This is a genomic window from Kribbella sp. NPDC051586, from assembly GCF_044453965.1.
Taxonomy (GTDB): Bacteria; Actinomycetota; Actinomycetes; order Propionibacteriales; family Kribbellaceae; genus Kribbella.
This window is the reverse complement of sequence record NZ_JBITDF010000005.1, coordinates 674,783-701,405: the sequence shown is the minus strand read 5'-3', so window position 1 is coordinate 701,405 and position 26,623 is coordinate 674,783. Positions and strand designations below refer to the sequence as shown.

The following is a 26,623-nucleotide window of genomic DNA, read 5'->3' as shown; positions in this document are numbered from 1 at the left end:
AACCTGTGGATCAGGTGGATTACGACTCTGTAGACGCACAGGTGCGGGAGCTCGCCGATTCGTTGCGCGATGCCGACGAGGCCACCGTGGCAGCCGAAGTCACGCGTCTGACGGCGTTGGCCGAACAGATCGCGGACGAGCGATCCCGCAACCTGGCGGTCATCAGAGCGGGGAAGCTGCCCGAGCTGATCCGCGGCCCGCAGCCGGGGACAAGCCCGCAGTACGAGCGTGCGGCGAGCCTGGTCACCCAGGTCGTCAACGATCAAGGCCCGGCGGCTGATCAGATCGACCACGCCGAGCGCGCGATCACCGAGATCGGCGCGTTGGCCAGACAGGCCCCGCCGCGCGAGCTCCGCACGATCCTGCGGATGAACTCGACCCTGAAGCGTCTGATCGAGCGCCGCCGGAACGAAGGTGCGGACGGCGGATCGTGACCACCGACGTCGAGATCTCCCCGCAGTCCTGGGAATACCGGCTGGTGGCCGCGGTCATCTACGCAGTCGACCAGCGGGTCGGTGGTAACGCAGCCGCGCCGCGGACCCATTGGAACGGGCTGCTGCTCGAGGAGACCAACCCGGACTTTCTGGGTTCGGCGGGCGATGACGGCAGTATGTCGGTGTCGATCGAGAACGTGCTCGAGCCGCTGCGGAAGGCCCGGGATCTCAATCGCCCGCTGAACGGCGGTGAAGCATGGGAACTCCGCGACGCGATGGGGACGCTGACCCACGAAGCCGTGCACCTACTCGCTGAGCTCGGCGACCAGAACGCACCGGACGCCTACCCGTACGACTCCGCGGCTACAGCCGACAACGAAGGCCGTACCGAGCACTGGACACACGTCAATCTCGACGACATTGTCCGCGACGTCTTCCCGGACGCCGGACTGGAGCACGCGGAGGCGTCCGTGTCGTCCCAGACGAGCCTCGACGCCTATCCCGCCTACACTCCTGCCGCCCGGGAATTTGATCGAGCCCTGGCCGCGCGGAGCGGGCTGACGAGTTCGGAGGTCACCGAGAAGCTGATGGTGACGGACGACTCTCAGCGGTGGAACGTCGCGGTCGACCTGGTGATCGACGAACGCCTCGCGAAACCGGGCCTGATGCCGGAGGCACACCGTGCCGAGGTGCGGGAACAACTCGTCGCTCCGTTGCGCGATTCGCTGTCCGGCCTGGAGGCGATCGAGGCCGACGACTCGCTGGGGAGCGATGACAAGTCCACCGAGGCCACCAAGGCCGCTCAGAAGGCGGTGGCAGGGCTGGACCAAGAACTGAATCGCATCGAACGCAGGTACCGCATCGACAACATGCAGAGTGCCCAGCAGCAGTCCCAGCGCCCGGCCTCCCGGCTGAACCAAGCTGTTCGCCAAGCCCAGGAAAACCTCCCGCCCGACCTCAAACGGCTTCGATCCTTGACCGGGCCTCAGGCGCCCGCGGCCGGGGCGGCCAAGCGGCCGGCTGATGCTGCGGACCGTCCGCCGTCGGAGCAGGGCGACGGCTCCCGGCCACGTGGGCAACAGGCACCACAACCTGGTGGCCGCAGGCAACCGAGTTCTCCGCATCGCGGATGAGGAGTCGGTGAATTTGGTAACTGTCCTTGCTGACGCAGACATCCGGGCGCGGCTGGACCCTGGGCAGGCTGTGGTGTGGATGCGGGAGGCGATCCGCGCCGCTCACGAAGGACGTCTGCACACGCCGCCTCGAGCCAGCACCGATCTGGGATCCGGGCGGCTGGTCTTCACTACTGGTGCGTTGGAGGGGGAGTGGTTCGGGTATCGGTCGTACGACTCGTTCGGTGGCGAGCCGGGGGAGCAGGTTGTGGTGGTTCACGACTGGCGGACGGGTGAGGTGCGGGGGATTGCTGTGGGCAACGAGTTGGGGCCGCGGCGGGTGGGGGCGATCGGTGGGGTGGCTGTTGATGCGCTGGCGAATCCGGCTGCTGACACTCTCGCGTTGATCGGCACAGGCACCCAGGCGTTCACGCAGCTGTGGGCGATTGGGGCCGTACGGCGGTTGTCGCGGATTCGGGTGTTCAGCCGGGATCGGGGGCGACGAATCGCCTTTGCCAGGAGGGCTTCCGAGGAACTCGGGCTGTCCGTGAGCGCGGTCGAGTCGGCCCGGGAGGCCGTCGAGGGGGCGGACATCGTCGTGCTCGCCACCAACAGCCCGACGCCGGTGATCGACCCGGGCTGGGTCAAGGACGGCGCCTTCGTGACGACGCTCGGGCCCAAGCAGCACGGGCGGGCCGAGTTCGGGCCGGAGTTGATCGATCGGGCCGATCTCGTCGTCACGGACTCGGTCGCGCAGACCCGCGCGTACGACCCGCCGTTCATCCTGTCCGGCACCCCAGAACACGATCGCCTGATCAGCCTGGGGTCGGCAGTGAGCGGCAACATGACGGGTGGGACCGTCCTGTTCTGCTCAGTCGGCCTCGCCGGCACCGAGGCCTACCTGCTGGCGAAGCTGGTTTCGTGACCGTGCGGACGCCGACTGTCAACCTTCGCGCCGCCCGTTGCGCGGGTGGTCGGACGGGCGCAGTCTGAGGGCGTCGGCCCGGTTCGGGGCCGGCCTGCAAGGGGGAGGGGCAATGAGTGTTCTGATGACCCTGCGGGTGACTGGGGACCCCACGGCGATGGAGAAGTTGGGTGCCGACAACGGTGCGCTCTTCCAAGGTGTGATTGCGGACGCGTCGAGTCGCGGACTGATCTCACATCACTTCTACGGCAGTGACACCGAGATTCTCGTGGTCGACGAGTGGCCAGACGAGGCGTCGTTCCATGCGTTCTTCCAGCACTCCGGTCAACAGATCCAGGAAATGATGGCGTCGGCCGGTGTGACGGCCCAGCCGCAGCCGGAGTTCTGGCGCCACCTGGAGGTCGGCGACGACGTCGGATGACGCCGCCTGGTAGACACATCTCATGGAGTTCAGTGAGGTGGTCCGGCGGCGGCGGATGGTGCGGAACTACGACCCGGATCGACCGGTCTCCGACGAGGTGCGGGAGCGCATCCTGGAGAACGGTCTCCGGGCGCCGTCCGGGGGGTTCAGTCAGGGGTGGGCGTTCCTGACGCTCGAGGGGGACGAGCGGGAGCGGTACTGGCGGATCGCGGCCGAGGATCCGGACGAGAAGTATGTGGATTGGATCACAGGCCTGCGCCGCGCGCCGCTGCTGATCCTCGCCTTCGCGCACAAGGACGCGTACCTCGATCGGTACACCGAGCCGGACAAGGGCTGGACCGATCGCGACGAGGGCCGCTGGACCGCGCCGTACTGGTACGTCGACACCGGGATGGCGGTCCTGCTGATGCTGCAGACGGTCGTCGACGAAGGCCTGGGGGCCTGCTTTTTCGGGCCTCCTGCCGACAAAGCGGGCCGGCTGCTGAAGGAGTTCGGCGTACCCGAGGGCTTCGATCTGGTCGGCGTGCTGTCGGTCGGGCACCGGGCCCAGGACAAGCGCTCGCCATCGCTGAAACGCGGCCGCCGGACGACCGCCGAAGTGGTGCATCGGGGTCAGTGGGGCCATCACCTGGCGTGACGAGGCGTGTCGGCCCCGTTACACCCATTTGCGACTCGCCGACCAGGGGATTGGCACTTCCGGCATATCTTCGTTATGGTCCCGTGATGTTGGCCGGGATCGGGGAAGATTCCGGGCAGCACAACCCCTCGGCGGGATCAGAAGCTCCGGGCAGCCAGTCCGGCGTCGGCGGTCGGTGCCTGTGCTGTCCCACCCCGTGCCCGGGTAGCCCTACCTGGGAGCGTTAGTGCGTAAGTCCATCATCGTGGCCGTCGGTGCGACGGCTGCGTTCGCCGTCGCGGGCGGCTCCGTGGCATATGCCGCGAAGAGCAAGACGGTCAGTCTCTCCGTCGACGGCCAGGTGCGGAAGGTTCACACCTTCGGCTCCACCGTGGCAGACGCCCTGAAGGCCGAGAAAGTTCAGATCGGCGCCCATGACGTGGTTGCGCCGGGTCCGGACGCGAAGCTGAAGGACGGCCAGGAGATCTCGGTCCTCTACGGTCGCGAGCTGACTGTCAACGCCGACGGCACCAAGAAGGCCTACTGGACCACCGCCGACAGCGTGAACGAAGCGCTCGCCGACCTCGGTCTGCGGTACGACGGGGCGCAGCTGTCCACCAGCCGTAGCGCGCCGCTCGGGCGTCAGGGTCTGGAGCTGGTGGTGAAGACCCCGAAGACCGTGCAGATCGTCCACCTGGGCAAGACCGCGACCATCAAGTCGCTGGCCGGCACTGTCGGCGAGGCCCTGACCGAGGCGAAGATCCGCTGGGATGCCGACGACCGGATCAGCCCGGCCGCCGCGACCCCGCTGAAGCTCGGCGTCAACAAGATCGGTTACGTGCAGGTCCTGCAGAAGCAGGTCACCAAGACCCTGGCGGTCGCGCACGGCACCGACGAGACCAAGTCGGCGACGCTGGTCGAGGGCACGAAGAAGACCACGACAAAGGGCACGGACGGCTCCAAGTCCGTCACGTACCTGTACACCTACCTGGACGGCAAGCTGTCGACCACGAAGGTGGTCACGTCGAAGGTCGTCACCGCGCCGGTCGACGAGCAGATCCTGGTCGGCACCAAGCCGAAGCCGGAGGAGCCGACCACCACGACGACGGACGAGAAGCCGTCGGTCCCCACCAGCAGTGGTGGCGCGTGGGACCGGATCGCCGCGTGTGAGTCCGGTGGCAACTGGGCCGCGAACACCGGCAACGGGTACTACGGCGGCCTCCAGTTCGACCACGGCACCTGGGCGGCCTACGGCGGTACGGCGTACTCCAGCAACGCCAACGGCGCGTCCAAGGCGCAGCAGATCGCGATCGCGGAGAAGGTCAAGGCCGACCGCGGTGGCTACGGCGCTTGGCCGGTGTGCGGCAAGAAGGCCTGAAGCTGACACACTGGCGGCGTGAGCTCGTCTGATTCATCCACCTCAGCCGGACCGAGACTTCTCGGTCCGGCTGATGTGCGTTCACTGGCCGCGTCCCTCGGGGTTCGCCCGACCAAGCAGCGCGGACAGAACTTCGTCATCGACCCGAACACGGTCCGCCGCATCGTCCGCGCCGCCGACCTGTCCGCGGGCGAGACCGTGCTCGAGGTCGGCCCCGGGCTCGGCTCACTGACCCTGGCGCTGCTGGCGGCGGGGCATCCCGTCACCGCCGTCGAGATCGACCCGTTGCTGGCCGGGGCGCTCCCGTCGACCATCGCGACGTACGCGCCGGAGCAGGCGTCCACGCTGACCGTGGTGGAGGCCGACGCGATGGACGTGGGGCCGGCCGAGATCGGTACGCCGAGCGCCTGTGTGGCGAATCTGCCCTACAACGTCGCCGTACCCGTGCTGCTCCACCTGCTCCAGGTGTCCGACTCGCTGCGCCACGGTCTGGTCATGGTGCAGTCCGAGGTCGCGGACCGGCTCGCCGCGGGGCCTGGGTCGCGGACGTACGGCATACCGTCCGCGAAGGCCGCCTGGTACGCCGACGTACGGCGCGCCGGGCCGATCGGGCGAAACGTGTTCTGGCCCGCGCCGAACGTGGACTCCGGCCTGGTCGCCTTCGAGCGACGGGACCCGCCCGAGACGCCGGCTGGCCGCGAGGAGGTGTTCGCGGTGATCGAGGCCGCGTTCTCGCAGCGGCGCAAGACGATCCGGTCCGCGCTGGCCCGCTGGATGCCGGACCGCGCGCGGCTCGACGAGGTGTTCGCGGCAACGGGTATCGACCCGCAGTTGCGCGGTGAGATGCTCGGCATCACAGACTTCGCCGCGCTCGCCGGTGCAGGTCGGACTCGGTAAGGCACCTAGGGCATGCCGCGGTCTCCTGCGCCTACTGCGCGGCACTCGGCACGACGCAGAAGACCGCGACATGCCCTAGCCTGTGCGACGTGCCACCTTCTGTTGAGGTCACGGTGCGGGCGCCGGCCAAGATCAATCTCGGTCTGTCGGTCGGTCCGCCGCGCCCGGACGGTTTCCACCCCGTCGCCACGGTGTACCAGGCCGTTGCCCTGTACGACGACGTCACCGCGCAGGTCCGTGACGACGACGGCGAAGTCTCGGTCGAGATGGTGGGGGACTTCGCGAACGACGTACCGACCGACGAGACGAACCTCGCCGTGAAGGCGGCCCGGCTGCTGCAGGCGGAGTACGACGTCGACGAGGGCGTCGAGCTGACGATCCGCAAGACGATCCCGGTGGCGGGTGGGATGGCCGGGGGATCGACTGACGCGGCAGCGACCCTGGTGGCGTGCAACCGGCTCTGGGGTCTGCAGCTGACGCAGACCGAGCTGCAGCATCACGCGGCGGAGCTCGGCAGTGACGTGCCGTTCTGCCTGGTCGGGCACACCGCGCTCGGTCAGGGCCGTGGCGAGCAGGTCACCGAGGTGATGTCCCGCGGGACCTTCCACTGGGTGTTCGCGGTCGCCGACGGCGGTCTGTCCACGCCGGAGGTGTACGGCGAACTGGACCGGTTGCGCCCGCTGCGCCGGGTCGAGCCGCCGCAGGTCCGGCCGGAGTTGCTGTCCGCGCTGTTGTCCGGTCAGCCCGGCGCGCTCGCGGTTGCTCTCAGCAACGACCTCCAGGCGGCCGCGCTGTCCTTGCGCCCGGAGCTGGGCGACACGCTCCAGTTCGGACTCGACCAGGGGGCACTGGCCGCGCAGATCTCCGGATCCGGCCCCACCTGCCTGTTCCTCGCCGCCGACAGCCGGAGCGCGGTGGACCTGGCCGTGGAGCTCGCCGAGTCCGGCCTGTGCCGCATGGTCCGCCAGGCCGAAGGCCCGGTCCCCGGCGCCCGAATCCTTCCCGCCATCGTCAGCCACTAGCACACTCGCGAGGAAGTCATTGTCAGCCGTGCCGGCCATCCTGTCGCAAACGTAGTTCCGCTGCCGACTGTCCGCCGGCGCGGCTCTCGGTGAGAAATTGACGCTGGTGACTCGCGACGGACTGATCCAGCGGTACGACGTTCCAATCCTCGAAGCCTGAAAATCACTCGTCCGCACCCTTGGTGTGGTGTTACGGTCCGACTGCCCCTTTATTGGACAGACAGGAGACCGGGATGCGCCGCGGATCGATCGACCTCATCGGTTCTGATCGTTTCGACGCATTCGCGAGGACTCTTGAACTCTCTGACGATGGGCATTGTGGCGCATGTCGACGCCGGTAAGACCAGCCTGACCGAGCGGCTGCTGTACGCCGCCGGCGTTATCGACCGGGTCGGCCGGGTCGACGACGGGAGCACCCAGACCGACACGATGGACCTCGAGCGGAAACGTGGCATCACGATCCGTTCGGCCGTGGTGTCGTTCGCGCTCGGCGACCTGCCGGTCAACCTGATCGACACCCCCGGACACTCCGACTTCATCGCCGAGGTCGAACGGGCGCTGTCCGTGCTCGACGGCGCGGTGCTGGTGATCTCCGCGGTCGAGGGAGTGCAGCCGCAGACACGGTTGCTGATGCGCACGCTGGACCGGCTGCGCATCCCGACGCTGCTGTTCGTGAACAAGATCGACCGGGTCGGCGCCCGGGACGACGAGTTGCTTGCCGACATCAAGCGCTTGCTGACGCCGTCCGCGGTGCCGATGGTCGCGGTCACGGACCTCGGGACACGGTCCGCCGGCCTCACCCCGCTTGCCCTCGACAACGAGCCGCTCGCGGAGATGCTTGCCGAGCGCAACGACGATTTCCTCGAGCGGTACCTGTCCGGCGGCCCGGTCGACCTCGCCGGCGAACTGCGCCGGCAGGTCGGACAGGCGCAGGTGCACCCGGTGTACTTCGGCTCGGCGATGACCGGGGTCGGCGTACCCGAGCTGATCGATGGCATCCGATCCTGGTTGCCCAGAGCAACCCAGATGGATCAGGATTGCTTGCAGGCAAGGGTTTTCAAGGTGGAGCGCGGCGCGGCCGGGCAGAAGATCGCCTCGGCCCGGATCGTCGCCGGTGAGCTGAGGCCCCGCTCAACCGTGGAGGTGCATCCGATGCACGGTCCGTCGTACCAGGCGCGACCGACCGGTGTCGAGGTGTTCGAGCGCGGCGGGCGGCGTGCGGTTGATCGGGCCGAGGGTGGTCAGATCGTCGCGTTGCGCGGGCTGAAGGACATCCAGATCGGGGACCAGCTCGGCGTACGGGCGAAGGAGCTCGGGCAGTTGTTCGCGCCGCCGACGCTGGAGACCGTGGTGAGCGCGCGGGACCGGGTCAAGCTGTTCCAGGCGTTGACGCAGCTCGCCGAGCAGGATCCGCTGATCCGGGTCCGCAAGGCCGACGACATCACCGTCAGCCTGTACGGCGAGGTCCAGAAGGAAGTGATCGCGTCCTTGCTGGCAACGGAGTACGGCGTCGACGTGACCTTCAGCGAGACGACGCCGATCCATGTCGAACGGCTGGACGGGGAAGGCGAGGCGATCCGGGATATCACCGCACCGGAGAACCTGTGGGCGGCCGGCGTCGGCTTCCGGGTCTCACCGGTTGCTGAGGGCATCGAGTACAACCTCGTGGTCGAGCTCGGCGGGCTGCCCCGCGCCTTCCACACCGCGATCGAGGAGACGGTCCGGCTGACGCTCCACCAGGGCATCTTCGGCTGGGAGATCCCGAACATCCGCGTCGACCTCACGCACACTGCGTACGACAGCGTCGGCACGGTCGCAGCCGATTTCCGCCGGCTGGTGCCGCTGGTTCTGATGCAGGCGATTGCCGAGGCCGGTACGACGGTGATGGAGCCGGTCAACCGCTTCGAGCTGGACGTTCCGTCCGACACCGTCTCGCGCATCCTCGCCCACGTCGCCGAACACCGCGGCGTCGTCTCCCAAACCACCCTGACCGAGTCGCAGGGCCACCTGGAAGGCACCATCCCCGCGGCGAGCACCCACCCCTTCGAGATGTTCCTGCCGTCACTGACGCACGGCGAGGGCCTCCTCGCCACCACCTTCCACTCCTACCAGCCGGTCACCGGCGCACCGCCTACGCGCGCCCGCACCGACGGCAACCCCCTCAACGAGAAGCAGTACCTGCTGAACCTCAATCGAAACGTTTGAGGATGGTGTGGATCTCCTTGACGGTGTCGGCGCGGTCGGGGAAGTGGGCGGTGATGCAGAGGAGTTCACGCAGGTGGAGGAGCGGCATCCGCGCACGCCACCCGTCAGCCAGCGGATGCTTCTCCTCGTACGCGGAGAAGAAGGTCTCCGACAGGTGGCCGTAGATGAGGAGGGTGGCCAGGTCGGCCTCGGGCCAGCCGTAGTTGACAGCGGGATCGATCATGCCGGGGTTGCCGTCGGGGCCGGGCAGAAGATTGCCGTGCCAGAGGTCGCCGTGCAGCAGCGACGGCGGTTGGGCCGGGACGAGATCCACCAACCTGTTGGCGATGCGCTCCAGGCGCCGGCGGTCGCCCGCGGGGAGCTGGTTGTGGCAGTTGGGCTCCTCGAGGTAGCGGAGAAGCCGTTGCTCGGCGAAGAAGGCATGACCGTCAGTCGTCCAGGAGTTCCGCTGCGGGAGCATCCCGAGGTAGTTGTCCTGGTGGTACCCGAACTTGTCCGCCCTCTGCTGGTGCTGCAGCGCCAACGCGCGACCCGCGTCCTCCCAGTACGTCGGCGACGCGGCCGCCGTACCGAGATCCGCCAGCACGATGAACGACGGCGTGACCCGGAGCACCTCTGGTACGGCGAACCCGCCGGGGATACGCAGCGCGTCCAGGCCGTCGGCCTCGAGCGGATACAGGCCGGGCGGCAGGTTGTCCTGCGTCTTCACGACCACCGTCCGGCCCAGCGACGTACGCACGCGGTAGGTCTTGCTGGCGTATCCGCCCTCCAGCGGATCGGCCGCGATCGGGTCGCCCAGAGACAGGCCTTCGAGCCAGGCAGGAGTCAGCACTTGGTGTCCCTTGAGCGATGTAGCTTGGCGCTAGCGGCGCCCAGGCACGCACCTCGGGGCACTTGGCCAGCGCCCACGATGCTCCGCATCGAGGCCACTGACCAAGCACCCCGATGCACGCACCTGGACACCGCTATCGCTCAAGCTACATCGCTCAAGGGACACCGACGATCCTGGCACGCCTGCCGCGGTCGGATACCCTTGGGCGCGTTATGGCGGCACCTAACTTGGTCAATATGGAAGCTGTTTCCAAAGGCTTCGGCACGCGGACGTTGCTCGACTCGGTCACCCTCGGGATCGGGCGCGGAGAACGAGCCGGCGTGGTCGGACGGAACGGCGACGGCAAATCGACGCTTCTACAGGTCCTGGCGAGGCGTGAGGAGCCCGACAGCGGCCGGATCACACACAACCGCGACCTGCGGCTGGGGTACCTCGGGCAGAGCGACGACCTCGACCCCGAGCAGACCGTGCTGCACGCGGTGCTCGGCGATGTCGAGACCTACACCTGGGCTGCCGATCCGCGCGCACGCTCGGTGATGGAGCACTTGCTCGGTGAAGTCGACCACCAGGCATTGGTCGGCAGCCTGAGCGGTGGTGAGCGCCGCCGGGCGTCCCTCGCGCGGCTGCTGCTGACCGAGGTTGACCTGCTCGTCCTCGACGAGCCCACCAACCACCTCGACATCGAGGCCGTCAGCTGGCTCGCCGAGCACGTCGTCGACCGCGCCGGCGCCCTCATCGTCGTTACCCACGACCGCTGGTTCCTCGACGCGGTCTGCACGGTCACCTGGGAGGTGCAGGGCGGCCAGGTTTCGTCGTACGACGGTGGGTACGCCTCCTACGTACTGGCCAAGGCCGAGCGGTCCCGCTCCGCGCAGGTCACCGAGACCAAGCGGCAGAACCTGCTGAAGAAGGAGCTCGCCTGGCTGCGCCGTGGTGCGCCGGCGCGCTCCACGAAGCCGAAGTTCCGCATCGATGCCGCGAACGCCCTGATCGAGAACGAACCGCCGCCGCGCGACAAGCTCGCGCTGTCGCAGCTGGCGACGGCCCGGCTCGGCAAGGACGTGTTCGACGTCGAGGACGTCAGCCTGAGCTTCGGCGACCGGGTGATGCTCAACCACGTCACGTTCCGCCTCGGCCCGGCCGACCGGATCGGGCTGCTCGGGCCGAACGGCGCGGGCAAGACGACGTTCCTCAAGGTGCTGACCGGGCAGCTCGCCCCGGACCGCGGCCGGGTGAAGCAGGGCAAGACGGTCCGCGTCGCGAATCTGTCCCAGACCCTCGACGAGGTCGACGGCGCGGCGACGGTGCTCGAGCACATCACCGCCATCCGCCGTACGGCGGCACTCGCCGGGCGAGGCGGCGAGCTGACGTCGTCGCAGCTGCTGGAGCGGTTCGGGTTCACCGGGGACAAGCTGACGACGCGGATCTGCGACCTGTCCGGTGGTGAGCGGCGCCGGCTGCAACTGCTGCGGATCCTGCTCGACGAGCCGAACGTGCTGATCCTCGACGAGCCCACCAACGACCTGGACGTCGAGACGCTCACCGTGCTCGAGGACTTCCTGGACAGCTGGCCCGGCGTCGTCGTCACGGTGACCCACGACCGGTACTTCCTGGAACGCGTGAGCGACATGGTTTACGCCATCATGGGTGACGGTCAGGTGCGGCATCTGCCGCGCGGTGTCGATCAGTATCTCGACGAACTCGCGGCCGGAATTCCGCGCCGGGCGCCGTCGAATGCGTTGACACCGGCGCCGGAGATGTCCAGCAATTTGTCGGTTGATCCGGCGGCGTCCCGGGCGGCGAAGAAAGAGCTGAACCGGATCGAGCGACAGCTCGCCAAACTCACCGAGACCGAGGCGAAGCTGCACGACCAGTTGGCCGCGAGTGCCAGCGACTACGAGCGCCTGGCCGAGCTGGACACCGAACTGCGCAAGCTCGCCGACGAACGGGCCGAGCTGGAGACCGCTTGGTTCGAGGCCGCCGAGCTGGCGGAGTAGGCGCTGCAGAGGCGCGGGTCGAGCCGCGGCGCCCCTCCGATCCCCTGTTGATTCGGAGGGGGCGCCGAGCTCTGGGTGAGCGGCCCCCGTGCCGGCCGGCGTTGTTCGGGCCCCGAGCCCCGGACACCGCACGGCCACTTTCGGCGGACCACCTCTTGCCGCCGAAGTCACCGTGTCCTGACATTTTGTAGTCGGTCAGCAACCGACGGTGATGACCCTAGTGCGGGCGCTCACGCAGTGTCGATAGTCGTCGGCTACAGCAGTCTCTCGATCTCGTTGCAACTAGCAACGATCGGAGCAGGTGAGAAGTGACGGGTCGTCTTTTCGGATTATTCCGGCACAATTCCGGGACGTGTTTGTCCGGATATTTGTTAGTGCTTTTCCAGGTCGAACGGGCGGACCAGTTCACGCAGTACGCGGGCGATCTTCTGCTGGTCGCGCTCGCTCAGCGATCCCAGCAGCGCGCGCTCGTGGGTGAGCAGGTCGGCCATCGCGGCGTCGACCGCGTCGCGCCCCGCGGTGGTCAGCTGGACGAGGACGCCGCGCCGGTCGCTCGGGTCGGGCAGGCGCTCGACCAGGCCGCGGGCGGCCAGCCGGTCGACCCGGTTCGTCATCGTGCCGGAGGTGACGAGGGTTTCCTTCAGCAGCTTGCCGGGGGAGAGCTGGTACGGCGCGCCTGCCCGGCGCAAGGCCGCGAGCACGTCGAACTCCCACGACTCCAGGCCGTGTGTGTCGAACGCTTGACTGCGGGCGCGATCCAGGTGCCGCGCCAGCCGGCTGACCCGCGACAGCACCTCCATCGGCGCCACGTCGAGATCGGGGCGCTCCCGGCGCCAGGCCTCGATCAGCCGGTCGACCTCGTCCTCCATGCGTCGAGACTACCCATCAAGACTCTTGACATCAAGACAAGTCGCAGGACTAGAGTATCTCGATGTCAAGATAAATCGTGGAGAGAGGTGCAGACCGATGCGTACGTCACCGGTGTGGAGTCCAGTGCAGTACGGCACGTACGCCGACGAGCGGGCCCGCCCGTTCCGGGACCTGGTCGAGCGGGTGCAGGCGACGGAGGTGCGGACGGTCGTCGATCTCGGGTGCGGTCCGGGTGCGCTGACCGCGACGCTTCGCCAGGTCTGGCCGGAGGCTGCGATCCGGGGCGTCGACAGCTCGCCGCAGATGCTCGAGGCGGCCGCGGAGTACGCCGACGACCACCTGAGCTTCGAGTTGGGCGATGTTCGCGAGTGGGCCGCCGAGCCGGGATCGCTCGATGTGATCGTCACCAACGCGACGCTGCAGTGGATCCCGGAGCAGGTCGATCTGCTGCCCGGGTTCGTGCGGGCGTTGCGTCCGGGCGGCTGGCTGGCGATCCAGATCCCCGGCAACGGGAACGCGCCGTCGCACGCGATCCTGCGCGAGCTCGCCGGCAGCGGGCCGTACGCCGAGTACGCGAAGGACGCGTCGCTGCGCCCGGATGTGCCTGGGCCGGCGGAGTTCGTCGACGTACTCAGCGGTGAAGGGTGCGTGGTGGATGCGTGGGAGACGACGTACTTCCACGTGCTGTCCGGCGACAACGCCGTACTGGAATGGGTGAAGGGGACAGGTGCGCGGCCGGTGCTGCAGTCGTTGCCGGACGACCTGCGGACGCGGTTCGAGGCGGAGTACGGCGCTCGCCTGGCGGAGGTCTATCCGCAGAAGCCGTACGGGACGTTGCTGCCGTTCCGCCGGATCTTCGCGGTTGCGCAGAAGAAGGGATGACCATGCGGCTCGATCATGTGCAGGTGTCGTGCCCGCCCGGCGGTGAGGATGTGGCGCGGGCGTTCTACGGCGAGGCGCTCGGGATGACCGAGCTGGAGAAGCCGGACCTGCTCAAGGCTCGCGGCGGATGCTGGTTCAAGCACGGGGATGCTGAGCTTCATGTCGGCGTCGAGGAGGGGTTCTCGCCGGCGAAGAAGGCGCATCCGGCGTTGGCGGTCGACGACCTGGACGCGCTCGCGGAGAGGCTGGCGGGTCTCGGCTATCCGGTGCGGTGGGACAACGAGACGATCCCGGGCCGCCGGCGTTTTCACACCGCCGACGGCCACGGAAATCGTGTGGAGATCGTGTGACAGGCGGCTCGCCCGGCCCCCTCAAGCCGGGCGAGCCGCTGGCTCATTCGGTTGCCAGGGCGCCGGCGGGGGCGACCTTGGCGGCCCGGCGAGCGGGCAGCACCGAGGCGAGCAGACCGGCGACCGCGGCCACGGCGGCGATGACGATCAGCAGCGTCCCGGGTACGGCGTACTCCACGCCGCCGTCGGCGGTCTGGCCGCCCATCAGCGCGCTCGTCCCGGTCCAGCCGTAGACGAGGCCGAGCACGATCCCGAGACCGGCCGCGACGAGTGCCATCAGCAACGATTCGACCGCGAGCATGCGGCGCAGCTGGCGGCGGGACAGGCCCATTGCCCGGAGCAGCGCGTTCTCCCGCGTCCGCTCGAGCACCGACAGGCTGAGCGTGTTACCGACGCCGACCAGCGCGATCAGCACCGAGACGCCGAGCAGGCCGACCCCGACGATCAGCAGCACGTCGAAGACCTTCGTGTAGCTGGTCCGCTCGGCCAGACCGCCGTTCACCGAGAGGTCCTTCACGGTCGGGATCGACTGCTCCACGGCGTCGATCACGTCCGAGCCGTCCGCCTTCGGATCCGACGCCAGCCAGAACCCGGTGACCGGCGCGCTCGGCGCCAGTTCGGCGAGATCGGACGAGCTCACGGTGATCGGATCGAGCCCGGTCGCCCGCTGGGCCGTGACGGTCAGCTTGTGCTTCCCGGACACGATCGTCAGCGGGGAGCCGTCCTCGAGCTTCAGCATGATCATCGTCGAGCGGTCCAGCAGCGCCGTACCCGGCTTGAGCTCGGCGGCCGCCTCGGGGTTGTGGATGACCGAGCCGGCCGATGCGGGATCGATGCCCGTCACCTGGACATCCTGGCCGCCGGACTTCACGAGCACCTGGCTGACCGGGACCACCTCGGTGATGCCCTTGATGTCGCGCAGTTGCTGCGCGGCGTTGGCCGGCATCTTCTCCTTGTACGTCGTCACCATCAGATCGACCGGGTACTCGCCGTTCATCGACACGTCGAACGTCTTCCGCACCGACGCGATCCCGACGCAGGTGAGGCTGATCAACGTCACGCCGATGAGCAGTGCTGACGTCGTGGCCGCCGTACGCTTCGGGTTCCGGACCGCGTTCGCGACGGCGATCCGAGCGGGTACGCCGCCACCCCTCGCGGGCAGTGCGCCGATCACCCGGATGAGCGCCGGCACCAGCAGCGAACCGACCGCGAGGATGCCCAGGAACGAGATCCCGCCACCGGCCACCCCCACGAGGACCTGGTGCGAGACCGCCCCGGCCGCGAGCAGCAGGCCGCCCCCGGCGAGCAACAGGAAGCCCAGGATCAGACGCAGTACGCCGGCCTTCGACGCGGCGGCCGGAGCCACCTCAGGACGCAGTGCGGCCAGCGGCGCCACCTTGGTCGCCCGCCGAGCAGGTACGACGGCAGCGACCAGGGTGGCCACGGTGCCGAGCAGGAGCGGCAGGAACACCGACGACAGGTCCAGGTGCAGCGGCAGCGGCGGAATGCCCCAGTCGAACTCGCGGGACAGCGCCAGCCCCAGCGCGGAGAGCGCGACGCCGAAGACCACGCCGATGGTGGACGCGACCACGCCGACCACGCTCGCCTCGGCAAGCACCGAGGAGAACACCTGCCGCCGGGATGCGCCGACACAGCGCAGCAGCGCCATCTCGCGGGTGCGCTGGGCGATCACGATCGTGAAGGTGTTGCTGATCACCAGGCAGGCGACGAACAGCGCGATCACGGCGAACATCCCGAAGACACCGCCGAGTACGTCGATGCCGTTGGTGTAGCTCGCCACCTCGTGGGCGATGAACGCCGTACCGGTGAAGGTCGTCAGACCCTTGGAAACGACGGCCCCCGCGGCGTCGGCCGCCTGCTGCTGCGTGACGCCGGGCTTGGCGGCGATCGCGATCCCGCGGACGAACGCGCCCGGTTCGAAGATCTTCACCATGGCCGGCGTGGCGACCGCGGACGCCGTGCCGACGGACTTCGAGTCGTCGAGCAGACCGACGACGGTGGCGTTCCACGACTTGTCGTCGTACGAGCTGATCCGCAGCGTCTGACCGACGGCGACCTTGTGCTTGGCCGCGGTTCGGGCCGGCAGCGCGATCTCATTCGTTGCGCTGGGCAACCGTCCCGAGGAGGCAGCGGGGCCGGTGATGCGGCTGGTGTCGTAGAGCGAGTCGATCGGGAGCGTGGTCGGCCGGACCAGGTCGGAGAACGACGCCTCCATGTACGCCGTGGTCAGCGTGACCACCGACGCGGCCTGCGGCAGCTTCTGCACCTTCGCGATGTCGGCGGGCGAGATCGTCGACCGGTCCGGGTACACGACCGCGTCGACACCCTTGTACTGCGCGCCGATGGTCTCGTCGACGCCGTGGGACGCCGACGAGTGCACGATCATCGCCAGCGACCCGAAACCGACCCCGAGGACGATCGCCAGACAGGCCGCGACCAGGCGGCCCACGTGGGCGCGCAAGGAGGAGAGGATGGAACGTCGCACGTCAGGCTCCCAGCTGCCGCAGCGCGTCCAGGACGCTCTCCGGGGTCGGCTGCCGCAGCTCGCCCGCAAGCTTGCCGTCGGCAAGCATCACGACGCGGTCGGCGTACGACGCGGCCAGCGGGTCGTGAGTGACCATCACCACGGTCTGGCCGAACTCGCGGACCGACCGGCGCAGGAACCCGAGCACCTCGGCGCCGGACCGCGAGTCCAGGTTGCCGGTCGGCTCGTCGGCGAACACGACCTCCGGCCGGCCGACCAGGGCCCGCGCGACCGCGACCCGCTGCTGCTGACCACCGGACAGCTCCGACGGCCGGTGCGTGAGCCGGTCCTTCAGGCCGAGTACGTCGATCAGCGTGCTGAGCCACTGCTGATCCGGCTTGCGGTTGCCGAGCTCGAGCGGGAGCAGGATGTTGTCGTTCGCGGACAGCATCGGGAGGAGGTTGAACGACTGGAACACGAAACCGACCCGGTCCCGGCGGATCTTGGTCAGCTCGGCGTCGGGCAGCTGGGTCAGCTCGGTCTCGCCGAGCAGGACCTGGCCGCTGGTCGGCGTGTCGAGCCCGGCCAGGCAGTGCATCAGCGTCGACTTGCCGGACCCCGACGGGCCCATGATCGCGGTGAACCGGCCGACCCCGAAGTCGACCGAGACGCCGTCCAGCGCGGCGACCGCGGTGTCGCCCTGTCCGTACACCTTGCGCAGCTCGTGCGCCCGGATCGCGGTCCGCGGCTCCCCGTCCTGCGGCAACCGCCCGGCCGCAAGCTCCCCGGTCTGCAAGCTCATGTCACTCCTTGGATCAACGTGATGTTGTCCATGAAGTTAGTGATTCGCCGACCGGGTTACGTCGGACCAGAGTGGGGACTGCGGGTCCTACCTGGGTATTACTTGGTGGGCCTGACCAGACCCGTCTCGTACCCCAGGACGACGAGGGCGACCCGGTCGCGGAGGCCGGTCTTGGCCAGGATGCGGCCGATATGCGTCTTCACCGTTGCCTCGGACAACGTGAAGAGCTTGGCGATCTCCGTGTTCGACAGGCCGCGGGCCACCTCGACCAGGACCTCCCGCTCGCGGGCGGTCAGGTCGGCCAGGTCGGGCCGCTCGGTCTCGGTGTCGGGCAGCGCGCCGGCGAAGTGCTCCAGCAGACGTTTCGTCGTACTCGGAGACACCACGGCGTCGCCGGAGTGCACCTGGCGGATCGCGGACAACAGGTCGGCCGGCGGGGTGTTCTTGAGCAGGAAACCGGCCGCGCCGGCCTTGATCGCGGCGAACGCGTACTCGTCCAGGTCGAAGGTGGTCAGCACGATCACCTTCGGTGCCTCCGGCAACGACTGGAGCCGGCGGGTCGCCTCGACCCCGTCCAGCCGCGGCATCCGGACGTCCATCAGCACCACGTCGCAACCGGTCACCTGGATCTTCTCGACCGCCTCGCCGCCGTCGCCGGCCTGTCCGACCACACGCATGTCGGCCTGGGAGTCCACGAGCATGGTGAATCCGGCCCGGACGAGCTCCTGATCATCCACGAGGAACACCCGGATCACGTCGTCCATTACTCTCCAGTCGGCAAGTTGTAGGGCAGTTTGGCGATCACCTCGTAGCCGCCGCCCGCCTTCGGTCCGGCGCTCACCGTACCGCCCGAGACCGAGGCGCGCTGCCGCATCCCGACCAGGCCGTGACCTGGATCCGAGCTCGGTGCGACGCCGGCGCCGTGCCCGTCGTCGGTGACCACCACGGTCAGCATCTCGCGACCGAAGTCCAACGAGACGGAGGTGAGCGCTCCCGGCCCGGCGTGTTTGAGCGTGTTGGTCAGACCCTCCTGCACGATCCGGTACGCCGTGAGCCCGAGCAGCGCGGGCAGATCACGAGGCTGGCCGGTGACGTCGTACGCCACGTTCAGCCCGGCTTCGCGGACGTTGTCGATCAGCTCGGGGAGGCTCGACACGCCCGGCTGCGGACGCGGCTGGTTCGGGTCGAGCTCGTTCTGCTCGTCCTGCTTGAGCAGGCCGAGCATCTTGCGCATCTCGGTCAGGCTCGCGCGGCCGGTGTCGCCGATCGTGGCCAGTGCCTTCTTCGCCGCCTCGGGGGACTGGTCCGCGGCGTACAGCCCGCCGTCGGCCTGGACGATCATGATCGACAGGCCGTGCGCGACCACGTCGTGGATCTCGCGCGCGATCCGGGTCCGTTCGTTGCTCACGGCCAGCTTCGCCTCGCGGTCGCGGTCCCGCTCGAGCTGGGCGGCCCGCTCCTCGAGCTGAGCGACGTACAGACCACGGGTCCGGCGGCGGTCGCCGAACGCCCAGACGCCGAAGACGACCGCGGCGAGGCCCACCATCGTGGTGATCTGCTGCTTCCAGTCCGAGTTCGACCAGTACCGCGAGGTCGCCATCAGGACGCCGAGGCCGCCGATGCCGAGGGCGATCCGGCTCAGCCGCACGTCGCCGTACACGGCGATCGCGTAGAGGGCGACGAGCAGACCGACGTTCCCGGCCTGCAGTTCGATGCCGAACAGCCACTGCACGGCGGCGACCGAGCAGACCGCGAAGAACGCCAGCTCGGGGTGGGTGCGGCGCCAGATCAGCGGGAACAGCATGCCGAACGCGAGGATGCCGCCCCAGTGCACCTGGGCCAGCGACAGGAAGCCGAAGGTCATGCAGAGCCCGCCGGCCAGGAACAGGTCGAACGCCTTGCTCCGGGCAGGCAGCGGCCTCGCGGTCAGCATCCCCGTCATGCGAGCCAGGGTACGGGGCCGATTTCGCGCGGAGGTCATGCCACGGGCGGATTTCGCCGTACGACCGCGGGTGTTACTTGTGCGGTCTGGTCGAGAGAGTGGGCTTGGCTTCGAGGCCGGACAGGCCGTTCCAGGCGAGGTTGACCAAGTGGGCGGCGACGTCCGGCTTCTTCGGTTTGCGGGCGTCCAGCCACCACTGACCGGTGAGCGCGACCATGCCGACCAGCATCTGGGCGTACATCGGCGCGTTCTTCGGGTCCAGGCCGCGGCGCTTGAACTCCTCGGCGAGGATGTGCTCGACCCGGGTCGCGACGTCGCTGAGGATCGAGATGAACGACCCGGTCGACGATCCGACCGGCGAGTCGCGGACCAGGATCCGGAAGCCGTCGGCGTTGTTCTCGATGTAGTCGAGCAGTGCGAGAGCGGCCTGCTCGACGAGCTCGTGCGCCCGGCCGGCCGTCAGCGCGCCGGTGACGCCGTCGAGCAGCGCGCGTACCTCGCGGTCGACGACGACGGCGTACAGGCCTTCCTTGCCGCCGAAGTGCTCGTACACGACCGGCTTGGAGACCTCCGCGCGGTGCGCGATCTCCTCGACGGAGGTGGCCTCGTACCCCTTCTGGGCGAACAGGCCGCGGGCAATGGTGATGAGCTGTTCGCGACGTTCGGCACTGGTCATCCGGATCCGGCCGGACCGCCGCGGTTTGGGTTCCGTCACGTCGTGATCACGTCAGCATCATGCCGCACTTCGGGTGTTGCCGGTGGGAGTTTTCAGGCAGCCTTGAGCGTACGTGGCGAAGAGTCCACACGTCGGGCCTCCAGCCGTTCCTTGACCGGCCAGCGCACGTCGGACACCCAGCCGCGCTGCTCGAAGAACCAGATGCAGCGCGCCGACGTGTCGAGCTGACCCTTGAGTACGCCGTGCCGCGCGCAGGTCGGGTCGGAGTGGTGCAGGTTGTGCCACGACTCGCCCTGGCTCAGGATCGCCAGCCACCACACGTTGCCCGACTTGTCCCGGCTCTTGAACGGCCGGTCGCCGATGGTGTGGCAGATCGAGTTGATCGACCAGGTGACGTGGTGCAGCAGCGCGATGCGGACCAGGCTGGCCCAGAAGAACGCGGTCAGCGCGCCTTGGATCGACCAGGACCAGAGCCCGCCGATGACCGCGGGCGCGAGCAGGGAGACCGCGACCAGGAGCGGGAACATGCGGGACACCCGCACGATGTCCTTGTCCTTCAGCAGGTCCGGTGCGTACTGGCGCTGCGGGGTCTGCTCGGTGTCGAACAGCCAGCCGACGTGGGCGTGGTAGAAGCCCTTGGTCAGCGCTCCGAGGGTGTTGCCGTACTTCCACGGGCTGTGCGGGTCGCCGTCGCGGTCGGAGAACTTGTGGTGCTTGCGGTGATCGGCCACCCAGCGGATCACCGGGCCCTCGATCGCCAGCGAGCCGGCGATGGCCAGCGCGTACTTCATCGGGCGGTTCGGCTTGAACGACTTGTGCGTGAACAGCCGGTGGAACCCGATCGAGATCCCGTGCCCCGCGACCGTGTAGAACACCACGGCGAGTACGACGTCCCGCCAGCCGAGGAAACCGCCCCACGCGATCGGCACCGCCGCCAGCACCGCCAGGAACGGGATGCCGATGAACAATGCCAGCGCGACCTGCTCCCAGGCCTTCTTCTGCTCACCGCCGAGCGTGCCGGTGTTCACATCCTCGACGACCGGCGCGGTACGGGTGGGCGCTTCCGGGGCGGCAACGGGTGGGGTCATAGCGGTTTCATCCCTCTGGTCCGGGTTCCTTACCTACGCCACCGTAACCTACGGCACCGTAGGTAAGGAACCCCTCAGCGTGTCGTCCACCCCACTCATGGCAAACTGTCCCGGCAACCACGATCCCCCGTGGGGTAATCGGCAGCCCGCGAGACTTTGAATCTCGAAGACCAGGATCGAAACCTGGCGGGGGAGCAGCGCAAAACCCCGGCTCGGGACCGTCTGAGCCGGGGTTTTGCTAACGGATTTGCTAACAGGCCACTGGGACCGGGGCCTCTGGGTCGTCTTCGTCGGGGTCCGTGGCCGACGCTTCGGTGTCCCCGTCGACGGCAGCAGCGAAGGTGTTAGCAACCTCGTCGGCGTGCTTGCGGATGACGTGCGCGTAGACGCGGAGGGTGATCGCCGGGTCGGCGTGCCCGAGCCGTTCCGCCACCACGTGAACCGGCACACCGGCTGTCAGGAGCAGGGTGGCGTGAACGTGCCGGAGGTCGTGCAGCCGAGCGTGTGGGAGCGGCTTCGGCGGCCGGGGGAGTTCCTGCCGCTTGGTACGCCGGGTGCCCGGGATCGCAGGCTCGTTGTATTGCCGAATGAGCACGGACATGAGGTTGGTGACCGTGTCGGGCGGCACCGGTCGACCCAGCCCGGTCGTGAACACGTAGTCGCCGCCGAGCCACGCATCCCCGGCAATCTCCTTCTCAGCGCGCTGACGACCACGGTGCTCGCGCAGGATCGCCAACGTCTCCTTGTCGAGCCCGACAGTGCGCTCCCGACCGCTCTTGGGTGTTCCCTCCTGACGCTGTCCGCCCACCATGCCCGCCGTACCCCGAATGTGGATCGCTCCACGGTCCCAGTCCACCTCAGACCAGCGCAGGTAGAGCAGCTCACCACGTCGAGCGCCGGAGTACGCCGACAGCCGATAGAAGGCGTACAGCCGGTGGGATTCGGCCAGCCGGAGGAACATCCGCAGCTCCTCCGCCGACCAGATCGTCCCAATCGGCTTGACCTCCCGACGTGGACGCTTGGCCGTCGTACACGGGTTGGACGGGATGAGCCGATCCGCCTTGACTGCGTCGTTCAGCGCCTTCCGGAGAATCGCGTTGATGTACTCGATGCTCCGCGGCGACAGGCCGTTGCCACCCTTGCCGCCCTTGGTCGACAGCTCCTTGTACATCGCGGTCAGCGTTGCCGAACGAACAGCCTGAAGGCGCATCTTCCCGATTCGCGGGTAGACGTGCCGCTCCACCCACTCGCGATACCCGGCGAGGGTGCTGGGCTTGATCTCCATCGAGTGACCATCGAGCCAGCCAGTCAGGTACTCCTCGACGGTGATCCGACTCTTCTCGACGTACTCACCGCGTCGAGCAGATCGGCGGGCGTCGTCGCGTGCTTCCTTTGCTGCGTCCTTGGTTGGGAATCCACCGACCCACTTCGGCTTGCTCTTGCCAGTGATCGGATCGGGCACACGAACGACGTATGACCACGTCTTGCCCCGCTTGGTGAGTCCGTCCTCCACCCCGGCCATCAGGCAGCCTCTCCGAGGTCCGCGACGAACTCCACGAGGTCGGTCGATCGGATGAGTCGCGAGCTGTCGATCTTGACCGAGCGGAGCGCGCCGGACTGGATGAGCTGGTACACCTTCGCCCTGCTCAACCCGAGCGCGGATGCGACTTCCGGGACGCGGTACAGCAACTTGGTTTCCTGCATGGTCATCTCCCCAGATCAGGCCGCAGGTTCAGCGGCGTCGTTGGTGTTGCCGGTTGCCGAACAGGTGTCGGCGGGTGGTGCATTTGCAGTGCGTTGCTTGGCTTGCTCGTACTCGGTTCGCCACCGGATGCGCTCCTGGATGCCGCGTGTGAGTACGCCGTGCCAGGTGGGTAGGTCGTCGTCGTTTGCCCGGTCGACGGCCGACCAGATGAACCGGGGTGTGCCGTCCTCGAGCTGCGTGGTTGCGGCGTAGCGGTCGGTGTCGGGCATGTCGACACCGGCAGCGGCGAGGGTCTGCCGTACGACCTCGGCACGGTCGGCGCGGTGGTCGGTGAGGGTCTTGCCGGTCCACTGGCGCGATACGAGGACGCGTCGGCCTCCAAGTCCCAGGTGGTGCCTGTCGTGGGCTTTGGAGGGGCACCACCCGGGGCGCATGCCGGGTTCTGCGTCCTTGGGCTGTACGCCGAAGCGGAGCCAGTTCGAGCAGGATGGCGAGCAGGGCAGCCAGCGGACCTCACGGTGCAGCCGGTCCAGGTGCATCGCCTGCGCCGTGGTGATCGCGTCGTCGTCGCCGTAGGTGTCCGCGATCGACTTGGCGAGGTACTTGGTCAGGTAGCCAATCGCCTTGCCCACCTTGTCGTCAGCGTCGGCGATGATGCCCTGATAGTCGATCTGGGTACCGAGCTTGACCACGTGCGCCGGGGTCGCGGCTAGGTCGTCATCGATCGCGTCGAGCGCCTGGTCCCAGGTCGGCAGCAGCGTGCGGGTGTGAGGGTCCAGAAAAGCGCCGGCGTAGTTGTCCCAGGTCGGCAGGTCGTCACCGACGTACACGGGCTCGGTGCACTGGGGCCACCACAGTTGGTGGTAGGTCGCGGCGGCCACGTCCTTGACGACCTGGCGGGGGATGACGCCCCGGACGGCGGCGTGCAGGTGCGGGGCGAGGCGGCGCTGTGCTTCGACGGTGGCGAAGTACTGGACCTTGTACCCGGCGCAGCGGCGCAGGTTCTGCCAGAACCGGTCAACGATCTTCGGGAAGTGCAGCGCGTCCATCGCGGCCCGGTGGTAGTCGTACGTCGACGGGTCGACCGGAGTACCCAGCACCGGAGCAGCCTCGTCGTGCTTGGCGCCGCACGGGCACCGGCCACCGTCGCCGGGGCGGGTGTGGATGCGGCCGTACGACGGGAGCGTGAGGGTCAGGAACATGGACGGCCGGTAGGTGCGTCCGCTCGAAGCGGTGAACGTCGTGCCCACAGTGCGGTTGTCCATCGGGACCTTGGGTAGGTCCGGGGCGTCCTGGCGGCGGCGAGTCGACCTGACCCGACGCGCCGATTCGTCAACGTCTACAGGAGTTTCCTCGTCGTTGTCGGTGCCCTCTTCGGTGTCGTCATCCGAAGCCGCGGGGGCATCCTCGGCCAGGTCGTCATCGGTGCCGGGGATCTCGTCGTCTCGGTGCCAGCCCTCGCGGCACTGCTGCATCCGGAGCTTGCGGGCACGGTCGGCGCACGGCGGGCACTGACGTTCCTGAGTCGAGCCGCACGGGATCGGCACCACGAGCTGTTCACCAGTCGACGTGTCGGTCATCCGGGATAGCACCGGGCGGACGCAGACGCCGTTGCGGACGGCCAGGTCGTGCAGTACGTCGGGGGCGACTTGGCCCAGGGTCGAGATCATTCGTGACCATCTCCTCGGCGTGGGTGTTCTCGTTCACCGGCCCAAGGGATCCGCGCCGTGAGGTAGACGCGGACCCCCGTCGAGCCGTGGTTGGGGTAGAGGCGGCCGGAGCCAGTGAGGTCGAACACCACGCCCAGGACCTTGACCATGACCTCGATCTCGTCGGGGTCGCCTGATACGCGGAGCTGGACGGTCATGCCGCCTGCCTCCAGAGGTATTCGGGCAGCAGCGTTGCGCCGTCCAGGGCGTCGACGACCGGGGCGCCGTCGACCAGGTCACGGGCCAGGACGTTGCGTTGCAGCTCGGTCGTGCCACCCCAGACCCCGTACTGCTCGCGGGTGGACAGGGCGTAGGCGAGGCAGGAGCGGCGGACCGGGCAGAACCCGCACCGGTCGACCGCGTTCGTCTTGCCGGTGGTGTCGGTGTCATCGGGGAACCAGGTGTCATCGGCGGTCGAGCGGCATGCGCCCATGGCTTGCCAGCCGGGTAGGACGTGTGCGGTCAGCTCGGCGCGCAGGTCGTCGGTCAGCTCAGGAGCCGCGTCGAAGACGAGTTCCAGTTGTCCAGGGATCTCGCGCCGGTTCATGCCGCCTCTCCCGTCTCGTCGGGCTGGTCCAGCTCGTCCACGTCGACCAGGTCGGCGGTTGTGTCGACCGGGCGGAGGTGGTGGGCGGGCCGGTAGTCGCGGGACATGGTCTTGATCTCGTCATCGGTGACGTAGGCGGCGCGGACGCGGATCGGGACGGGTGAGTTCTCGACCTTGACGAACCCGACGCCCGGTAGCGACAGGGCGACGTTGTCGGCTTCGGCCCCGAGGTCGCGCTGCCCTTCACCAAGGACCATGTCGACTTGGGAGGACGAGCCGAGCCGCAGCGCGATGCGGTCGGGGAAGATGTCGCGCCAGGTGACGATGTCCTTCGTGGGCTCGACCACGGTGGCCATGACGGCGTAGCCGGGGCCGCGTCCCTTGGACAGCAGGCGTCCGAGCGCGGTCTCTACCCGGCCCATCTGACGGCGACCGTCCGGACCCGGCAGCAGGGTCGTGAGCTGCATCAGCTCGTCCACGATGATCAGCACCAGCGGTGTTTGTGTCGACACGGTGAACTTGCGGGCACGACCGCGCAGGTACCGGGCGCGCTCGTCCAGGTCGTCCGCGTCCTGCTCCAGCAGCGCCACCATGGCTTCGTAGTCGTCGGCCTCGTACCGGTAGAACAGGTCGCGGCCGAACTCCAGTTCCATGCCGCCCTTGGGGTCGATCGCGTGCACCTGGACCAGACCGGCCCGGATGTACGGGGCCAGCGCCCGCAGCGTTGACCAGATGATCGCGGACTTGCCCGAACCGGTGCCCCCGGCAACGAGAATGTGTGTGCCCTGGACCCGCAGCCGCCATGGCGTACCGTCCTCGGCGTACCCGATGACCAGCCCGTCCAGGTCCTCGACCCGCAGGTTCTCCGGGATCGCGACGGCAGGGATCGTCTTGACCAGCGGGTCACGCTTGTACAGGTCCAGCCACACCCGGCCGGGAGTCGCCTGCCGAGTCGTGGCACGGCGGGCGCGGGTCGCGTGCTGGAGCCGTTCCAGGCAGTCCGTGACGTCGCCGGGAGTGATGCCGTCCGGCAGGTCGAGCAGCAGTGAATCGGTGGACGCGTTGGACCTGACCTTGATGATGCGGGGCCGGACGATCCATTCGCGGACCTCGGTCTTGATCGACAGTCCGAACCGGCCCATCCACCACCACCAGCGCGGCGCGTACACGAACCAGCGACGCCACCACGCCTTGACTCGCCAGCCGACCAGGCGGCGGAACGACTCGGGACGACGCAGCCGCCATACCCCGAGCATCGAGCCGAGCACCAGGCCGGTGCTGACGGCCCAGGCCCAGCCGTAGGAGCGGCACCACCAGATCCCGAACCCGGCCAGGAGCAGCGGCCCCATGACACCGGGGTAGCGCAGCAGCGACGCCAGCAGCCGCACCACCGGCACCCCACCCGATGCCTTCCGGCCCTCCTTGATCTTGCCCATCACTTCCGCCCCCTCTCGTGCTTCGCGAACCGCCGTTCGACGGCCAGCAGGTTCCGCCAGGTCTGCTCCAGCGCGGTCATCGCGCCGGCCGCGCCCTCGTTGGCGTCCGGGTCCGGCGCATCGGCCAGCACCCGAGTCGTCTTCTGCAACTGCGAACGGGCGTCGTCCAGCTCGTTCATCACCGCCCGCAGCTTCGCCATGGCCTCCAGGTCGTTGCCGACGCCGAGCGCCCGCGCCCACTGATCCAGGAACCGGCGCTTACCCGCGATCGCTCCAGTGATCGCCATGACTC

General features: G+C 68.5%; 27 protein-coding genes and 1 tRNA gene. 13 read left to right on the top strand and 15 right to left on the bottom strand.

Annotated features, from left to right (window positions below; all coding sequences use genetic code 11):
- Positions 1–5: 5 nt before the first annotated feature.
- The 9 genes from ACIA58_RS37035 to ACIA58_RS36995 all read left to right on the top strand — a co-directional run bounded on the left by ACIA58_RS37035 (position 6) and on the right by ACIA58_RS36995 (position 9,010).
- Positions 6–434 carry a hypothetical protein gene (locus tag ACIA58_RS37035; RefSeq protein WP_396408517.1) on the top strand — a complete coding sequence of 143 codons (429 nt, stop codon included), beginning with the start codon at positions 6–8 and terminating at the stop codon, positions 432–434.
- Positions 431–1,567: a hypothetical protein gene (locus tag ACIA58_RS37030; protein ID WP_396408516.1), complete on the top strand. Its 1,137-nt coding sequence runs from the start codon at positions 431–433 to the stop codon at positions 1,565–1,567. Before ACIA58_RS37035 ends, ACIA58_RS37030 begins: the two co-directional genes overlap by 4 nt.
- 7 nt (positions 1,568–1,574) lie before the next feature.
- Positions 1,575–2,471, top strand: coding sequence for an ornithine cyclodeaminase family protein (locus ACIA58_RS37025; protein WP_396408515.1), 897 nt, complete (start codon positions 1,575–1,577; stop codon positions 2,469–2,471).
- Between the two features lie 112 nt (positions 2,472–2,583).
- The gene (locus ACIA58_RS37020; RefSeq protein ID WP_396408514.1) at positions 2,584–2,892 is read left to right on the top strand and encodes a hypothetical protein; all 309 of its coding nucleotides are present in this window, start codon (positions 2,584–2,586) and stop codon (positions 2,890–2,892) included.
- 22 nt (positions 2,893–2,914) lie between these two features.
- On the top strand, positions 2,915–3,529 hold the full coding sequence (locus tag ACIA58_RS37015; protein ID WP_396408513.1) for a nitroreductase family protein: 615 nt from the start codon (positions 2,915–2,917) through the stop codon (positions 3,527–3,529).
- 226 nt (positions 3,530–3,755) lie between these two features.
- On the top strand, positions 3,756–4,886 hold the full coding sequence (locus ACIA58_RS37010; protein WP_396408512.1) for a ubiquitin-like domain-containing protein: 1,131 nt from the start codon (positions 3,756–3,758) through the stop codon (positions 4,884–4,886).
- Positions 4,887–4,904: 18 nt separating this feature from the next.
- Complete coding sequence (gene rsmA / locus ACIA58_RS37005) at positions 4,905–5,783, top strand: 16S rRNA (adenine(1518)-N(6)/adenine(1519)-N(6))-dimethyltransferase RsmA (RefSeq protein ID WP_396408511.1); 879 nt, start codon at positions 4,905–4,907, stop codon at positions 5,781–5,783.
- 89 nt (positions 5,784–5,872) lie between these two features.
- A complete protein-coding gene (locus ACIA58_RS37000) occupies positions 5,873–6,805 on the top strand; it encodes a 4-(cytidine 5'-diphospho)-2-C-methyl-D-erythritol kinase (RefSeq protein WP_396408510.1) in 933 nt (310 codons plus the stop codon).
- A 309-nt stretch (positions 6,806–7,114) separates the two neighbouring features.
- Positions 7,115–9,010: a GTP-binding protein gene (locus ACIA58_RS36995; protein ID WP_396408509.1), complete on the top strand. Its 1,896-nt coding sequence runs from the start codon at positions 7,115–7,117 to the stop codon at positions 9,008–9,010.
- On the opposite strand, the gene ACIA58_RS36990 is transcribed toward ACIA58_RS36995, so the two are convergent.
- Complete coding sequence (locus ACIA58_RS36990) at positions 8,994–9,842, bottom strand: fructosamine kinase family protein (RefSeq protein WP_396408508.1); 849 nt, start codon at positions 9,840–9,842, stop codon at positions 8,994–8,996. The two genes, ACIA58_RS36995 and ACIA58_RS36990, sit on opposite strands and share 17 nt — an antisense overlap.
- Before the next feature lie 212 nt (positions 9,843–10,054).
- On the opposite strand from ACIA58_RS36990, the gene ACIA58_RS36985 reads away from it, so the two are divergent.
- Positions 10,055–11,839, top strand: coding sequence for an ABC-F family ATP-binding cassette domain-containing protein (locus ACIA58_RS36985; RefSeq protein ID WP_396408507.1), 1,785 nt, complete (start codon positions 10,055–10,057; stop codon positions 11,837–11,839).
- Positions 11,840–12,210: 371 nt separating this feature from the next.
- Here ACIA58_RS36985 and ACIA58_RS36980 read toward each other — a convergent pair whose 3' ends face one another.
- Positions 12,211–12,708, bottom strand: coding sequence for a MarR family winged helix-turn-helix transcriptional regulator (locus tag ACIA58_RS36980; RefSeq protein WP_130440594.1), 498 nt, complete (start codon positions 12,706–12,708; stop codon positions 12,211–12,213).
- A gap of 97 nt (positions 12,709–12,805) precedes the next feature.
- Here ACIA58_RS36980 and ACIA58_RS36975 point away from each other — a divergent pair, with 97 nt between their 5' ends.
- Together ACIA58_RS36975 and ACIA58_RS36970 are read left to right on the top strand one after the other, a co-directional pair.
- Entirely contained in the window at positions 12,806–13,591 is a 786-nt protein-coding gene (locus tag ACIA58_RS36975) for a methyltransferase domain-containing protein (protein ID WP_396408506.1), read from the top strand.
- Positions 13,588–13,941 carry a VOC family protein gene (locus tag ACIA58_RS36970; protein ID WP_396408505.1) on the top strand — a complete coding sequence of 118 codons (354 nt, stop codon included), beginning with the start codon at positions 13,588–13,590 and terminating at the stop codon, positions 13,939–13,941. Before ACIA58_RS36975 ends, ACIA58_RS36970 begins: the two co-directional genes overlap by 4 nt.
- Positions 13,942–13,984: 43 nt before the next feature.
- On the opposite strand, the gene ACIA58_RS36965 is transcribed toward ACIA58_RS36970, so the two are convergent.
- The 6 genes from ACIA58_RS36965 to ACIA58_RS36940 form a co-directional block, all read right to left on the bottom strand.
- Positions 13,985–16,447: an ABC transporter permease gene (locus ACIA58_RS36965; RefSeq protein ID WP_396408504.1), complete on the bottom strand. Its 2,463-nt coding sequence runs from the start codon at positions 16,445–16,447 to the stop codon at positions 13,985–13,987.
- Between the two features lies 1 nt (position 16,448).
- Positions 16,449–17,228 (bottom strand): ABC transporter ATP-binding protein, encoded by a 780-nt coding sequence (locus ACIA58_RS36960; protein ID WP_396408503.1) that lies wholly within the window; start codon positions 17,226–17,228, stop codon positions 16,449–16,451.
- Between the two features lie 98 nt (positions 17,229–17,326).
- Entirely contained in the window at positions 17,327–17,992 is a 666-nt protein-coding gene (locus ACIA58_RS36955) for a response regulator transcription factor (RefSeq protein WP_396408502.1), read from the bottom strand.
- On the bottom strand, positions 17,992–19,170 hold the full coding sequence (locus ACIA58_RS36950) for a sensor histidine kinase (RefSeq protein WP_396408501.1): 1,179 nt from the start codon (positions 19,168–19,170) through the stop codon (positions 17,992–17,994). Before ACIA58_RS36950 ends, ACIA58_RS36955 begins: the two co-directional genes overlap by 1 nt.
- 73 nt (positions 19,171–19,243) lie before the next feature.
- The gene (locus ACIA58_RS36945; RefSeq protein WP_344235320.1) at positions 19,244–19,885 is read right to left on the bottom strand and encodes a TetR/AcrR family transcriptional regulator; all 642 of its coding nucleotides are present in this window, start codon (positions 19,883–19,885) and stop codon (positions 19,244–19,246) included.
- A 53-nt stretch (positions 19,886–19,938) separates the two neighbouring features.
- Positions 19,939–20,934, bottom strand: coding sequence for an acyl-CoA desaturase (locus ACIA58_RS36940; RefSeq protein WP_396408500.1), 996 nt, complete (start codon positions 20,932–20,934; stop codon positions 19,939–19,941).
- Between the two features lie 123 nt (positions 20,935–21,057).
- Here ACIA58_RS36940 and ACIA58_RS36935 point away from each other — a divergent pair.
- Positions 21,058–21,129: transfer RNA gene (locus tag ACIA58_RS36935), tRNA-Gln, on the top strand.
- Between the two features lie 55 nt (positions 21,130–21,184).
- On the opposite strand, the gene ACIA58_RS36930 is transcribed toward ACIA58_RS36935, so the two are convergent.
- From ACIA58_RS36930 to ACIA58_RS36900, 7 genes are read right to left on the bottom strand one after another with little or no spacing between them, the layout of a single operon-like run.
- Positions 21,185–22,456 (bottom strand): tyrosine-type recombinase/integrase, encoded by a 1,272-nt coding sequence (locus ACIA58_RS36930; protein ID WP_396408499.1) that lies wholly within the window; start codon positions 22,454–22,456, stop codon positions 21,185–21,187.
- Positions 22,456–22,638, bottom strand: a complete 183-nt coding sequence (locus tag ACIA58_RS36925; RefSeq protein ID WP_329002880.1) for a helix-turn-helix domain-containing protein — start codon at positions 22,636–22,638, stop codon at positions 22,456–22,458. Before ACIA58_RS36925 ends, ACIA58_RS36930 begins: the two co-directional genes overlap by 1 nt.
- A 15-nt stretch (positions 22,639–22,653) precedes the next feature.
- Positions 22,654–24,309, bottom strand: coding sequence for a replication initiator (locus tag ACIA58_RS36920; RefSeq protein WP_396408498.1), 1,656 nt, complete (start codon positions 24,307–24,309; stop codon positions 22,654–22,656).
- Positions 24,306–24,506, bottom strand: coding sequence for a hypothetical protein (locus tag ACIA58_RS36915; protein WP_396408497.1), 201 nt, complete (start codon positions 24,504–24,506; stop codon positions 24,306–24,308). Before ACIA58_RS36915 ends, ACIA58_RS36920 begins: the two co-directional genes overlap by 4 nt.
- The gene (locus ACIA58_RS36910) at positions 24,503–24,895 is read right to left on the bottom strand and encodes a WhiB family transcriptional regulator (protein ID WP_396408496.1); all 393 of its coding nucleotides are present in this window, start codon (positions 24,893–24,895) and stop codon (positions 24,503–24,505) included. The genes ACIA58_RS36915 and ACIA58_RS36910 overlap by 4 nt, the downstream gene beginning before the upstream one ends.
- Complete coding sequence (locus tag ACIA58_RS36905) at positions 24,892–26,331, bottom strand: FtsK/SpoIIIE domain-containing protein (protein ID WP_396408495.1); 1,440 nt, start codon at positions 26,329–26,331, stop codon at positions 24,892–24,894. The genes ACIA58_RS36910 and ACIA58_RS36905 overlap by 4 nt, the downstream gene beginning before the upstream one ends.
- Positions 26,331–26,618: a hypothetical protein gene (locus ACIA58_RS36900; RefSeq protein WP_329002874.1), complete on the bottom strand. Its 288-nt coding sequence runs from the start codon at positions 26,616–26,618 to the stop codon at positions 26,331–26,333. Before ACIA58_RS36900 ends, ACIA58_RS36905 begins: the two co-directional genes overlap by 1 nt.
- Between the last annotated feature and the right edge of the window lie 5 nt (positions 26,619–26,623).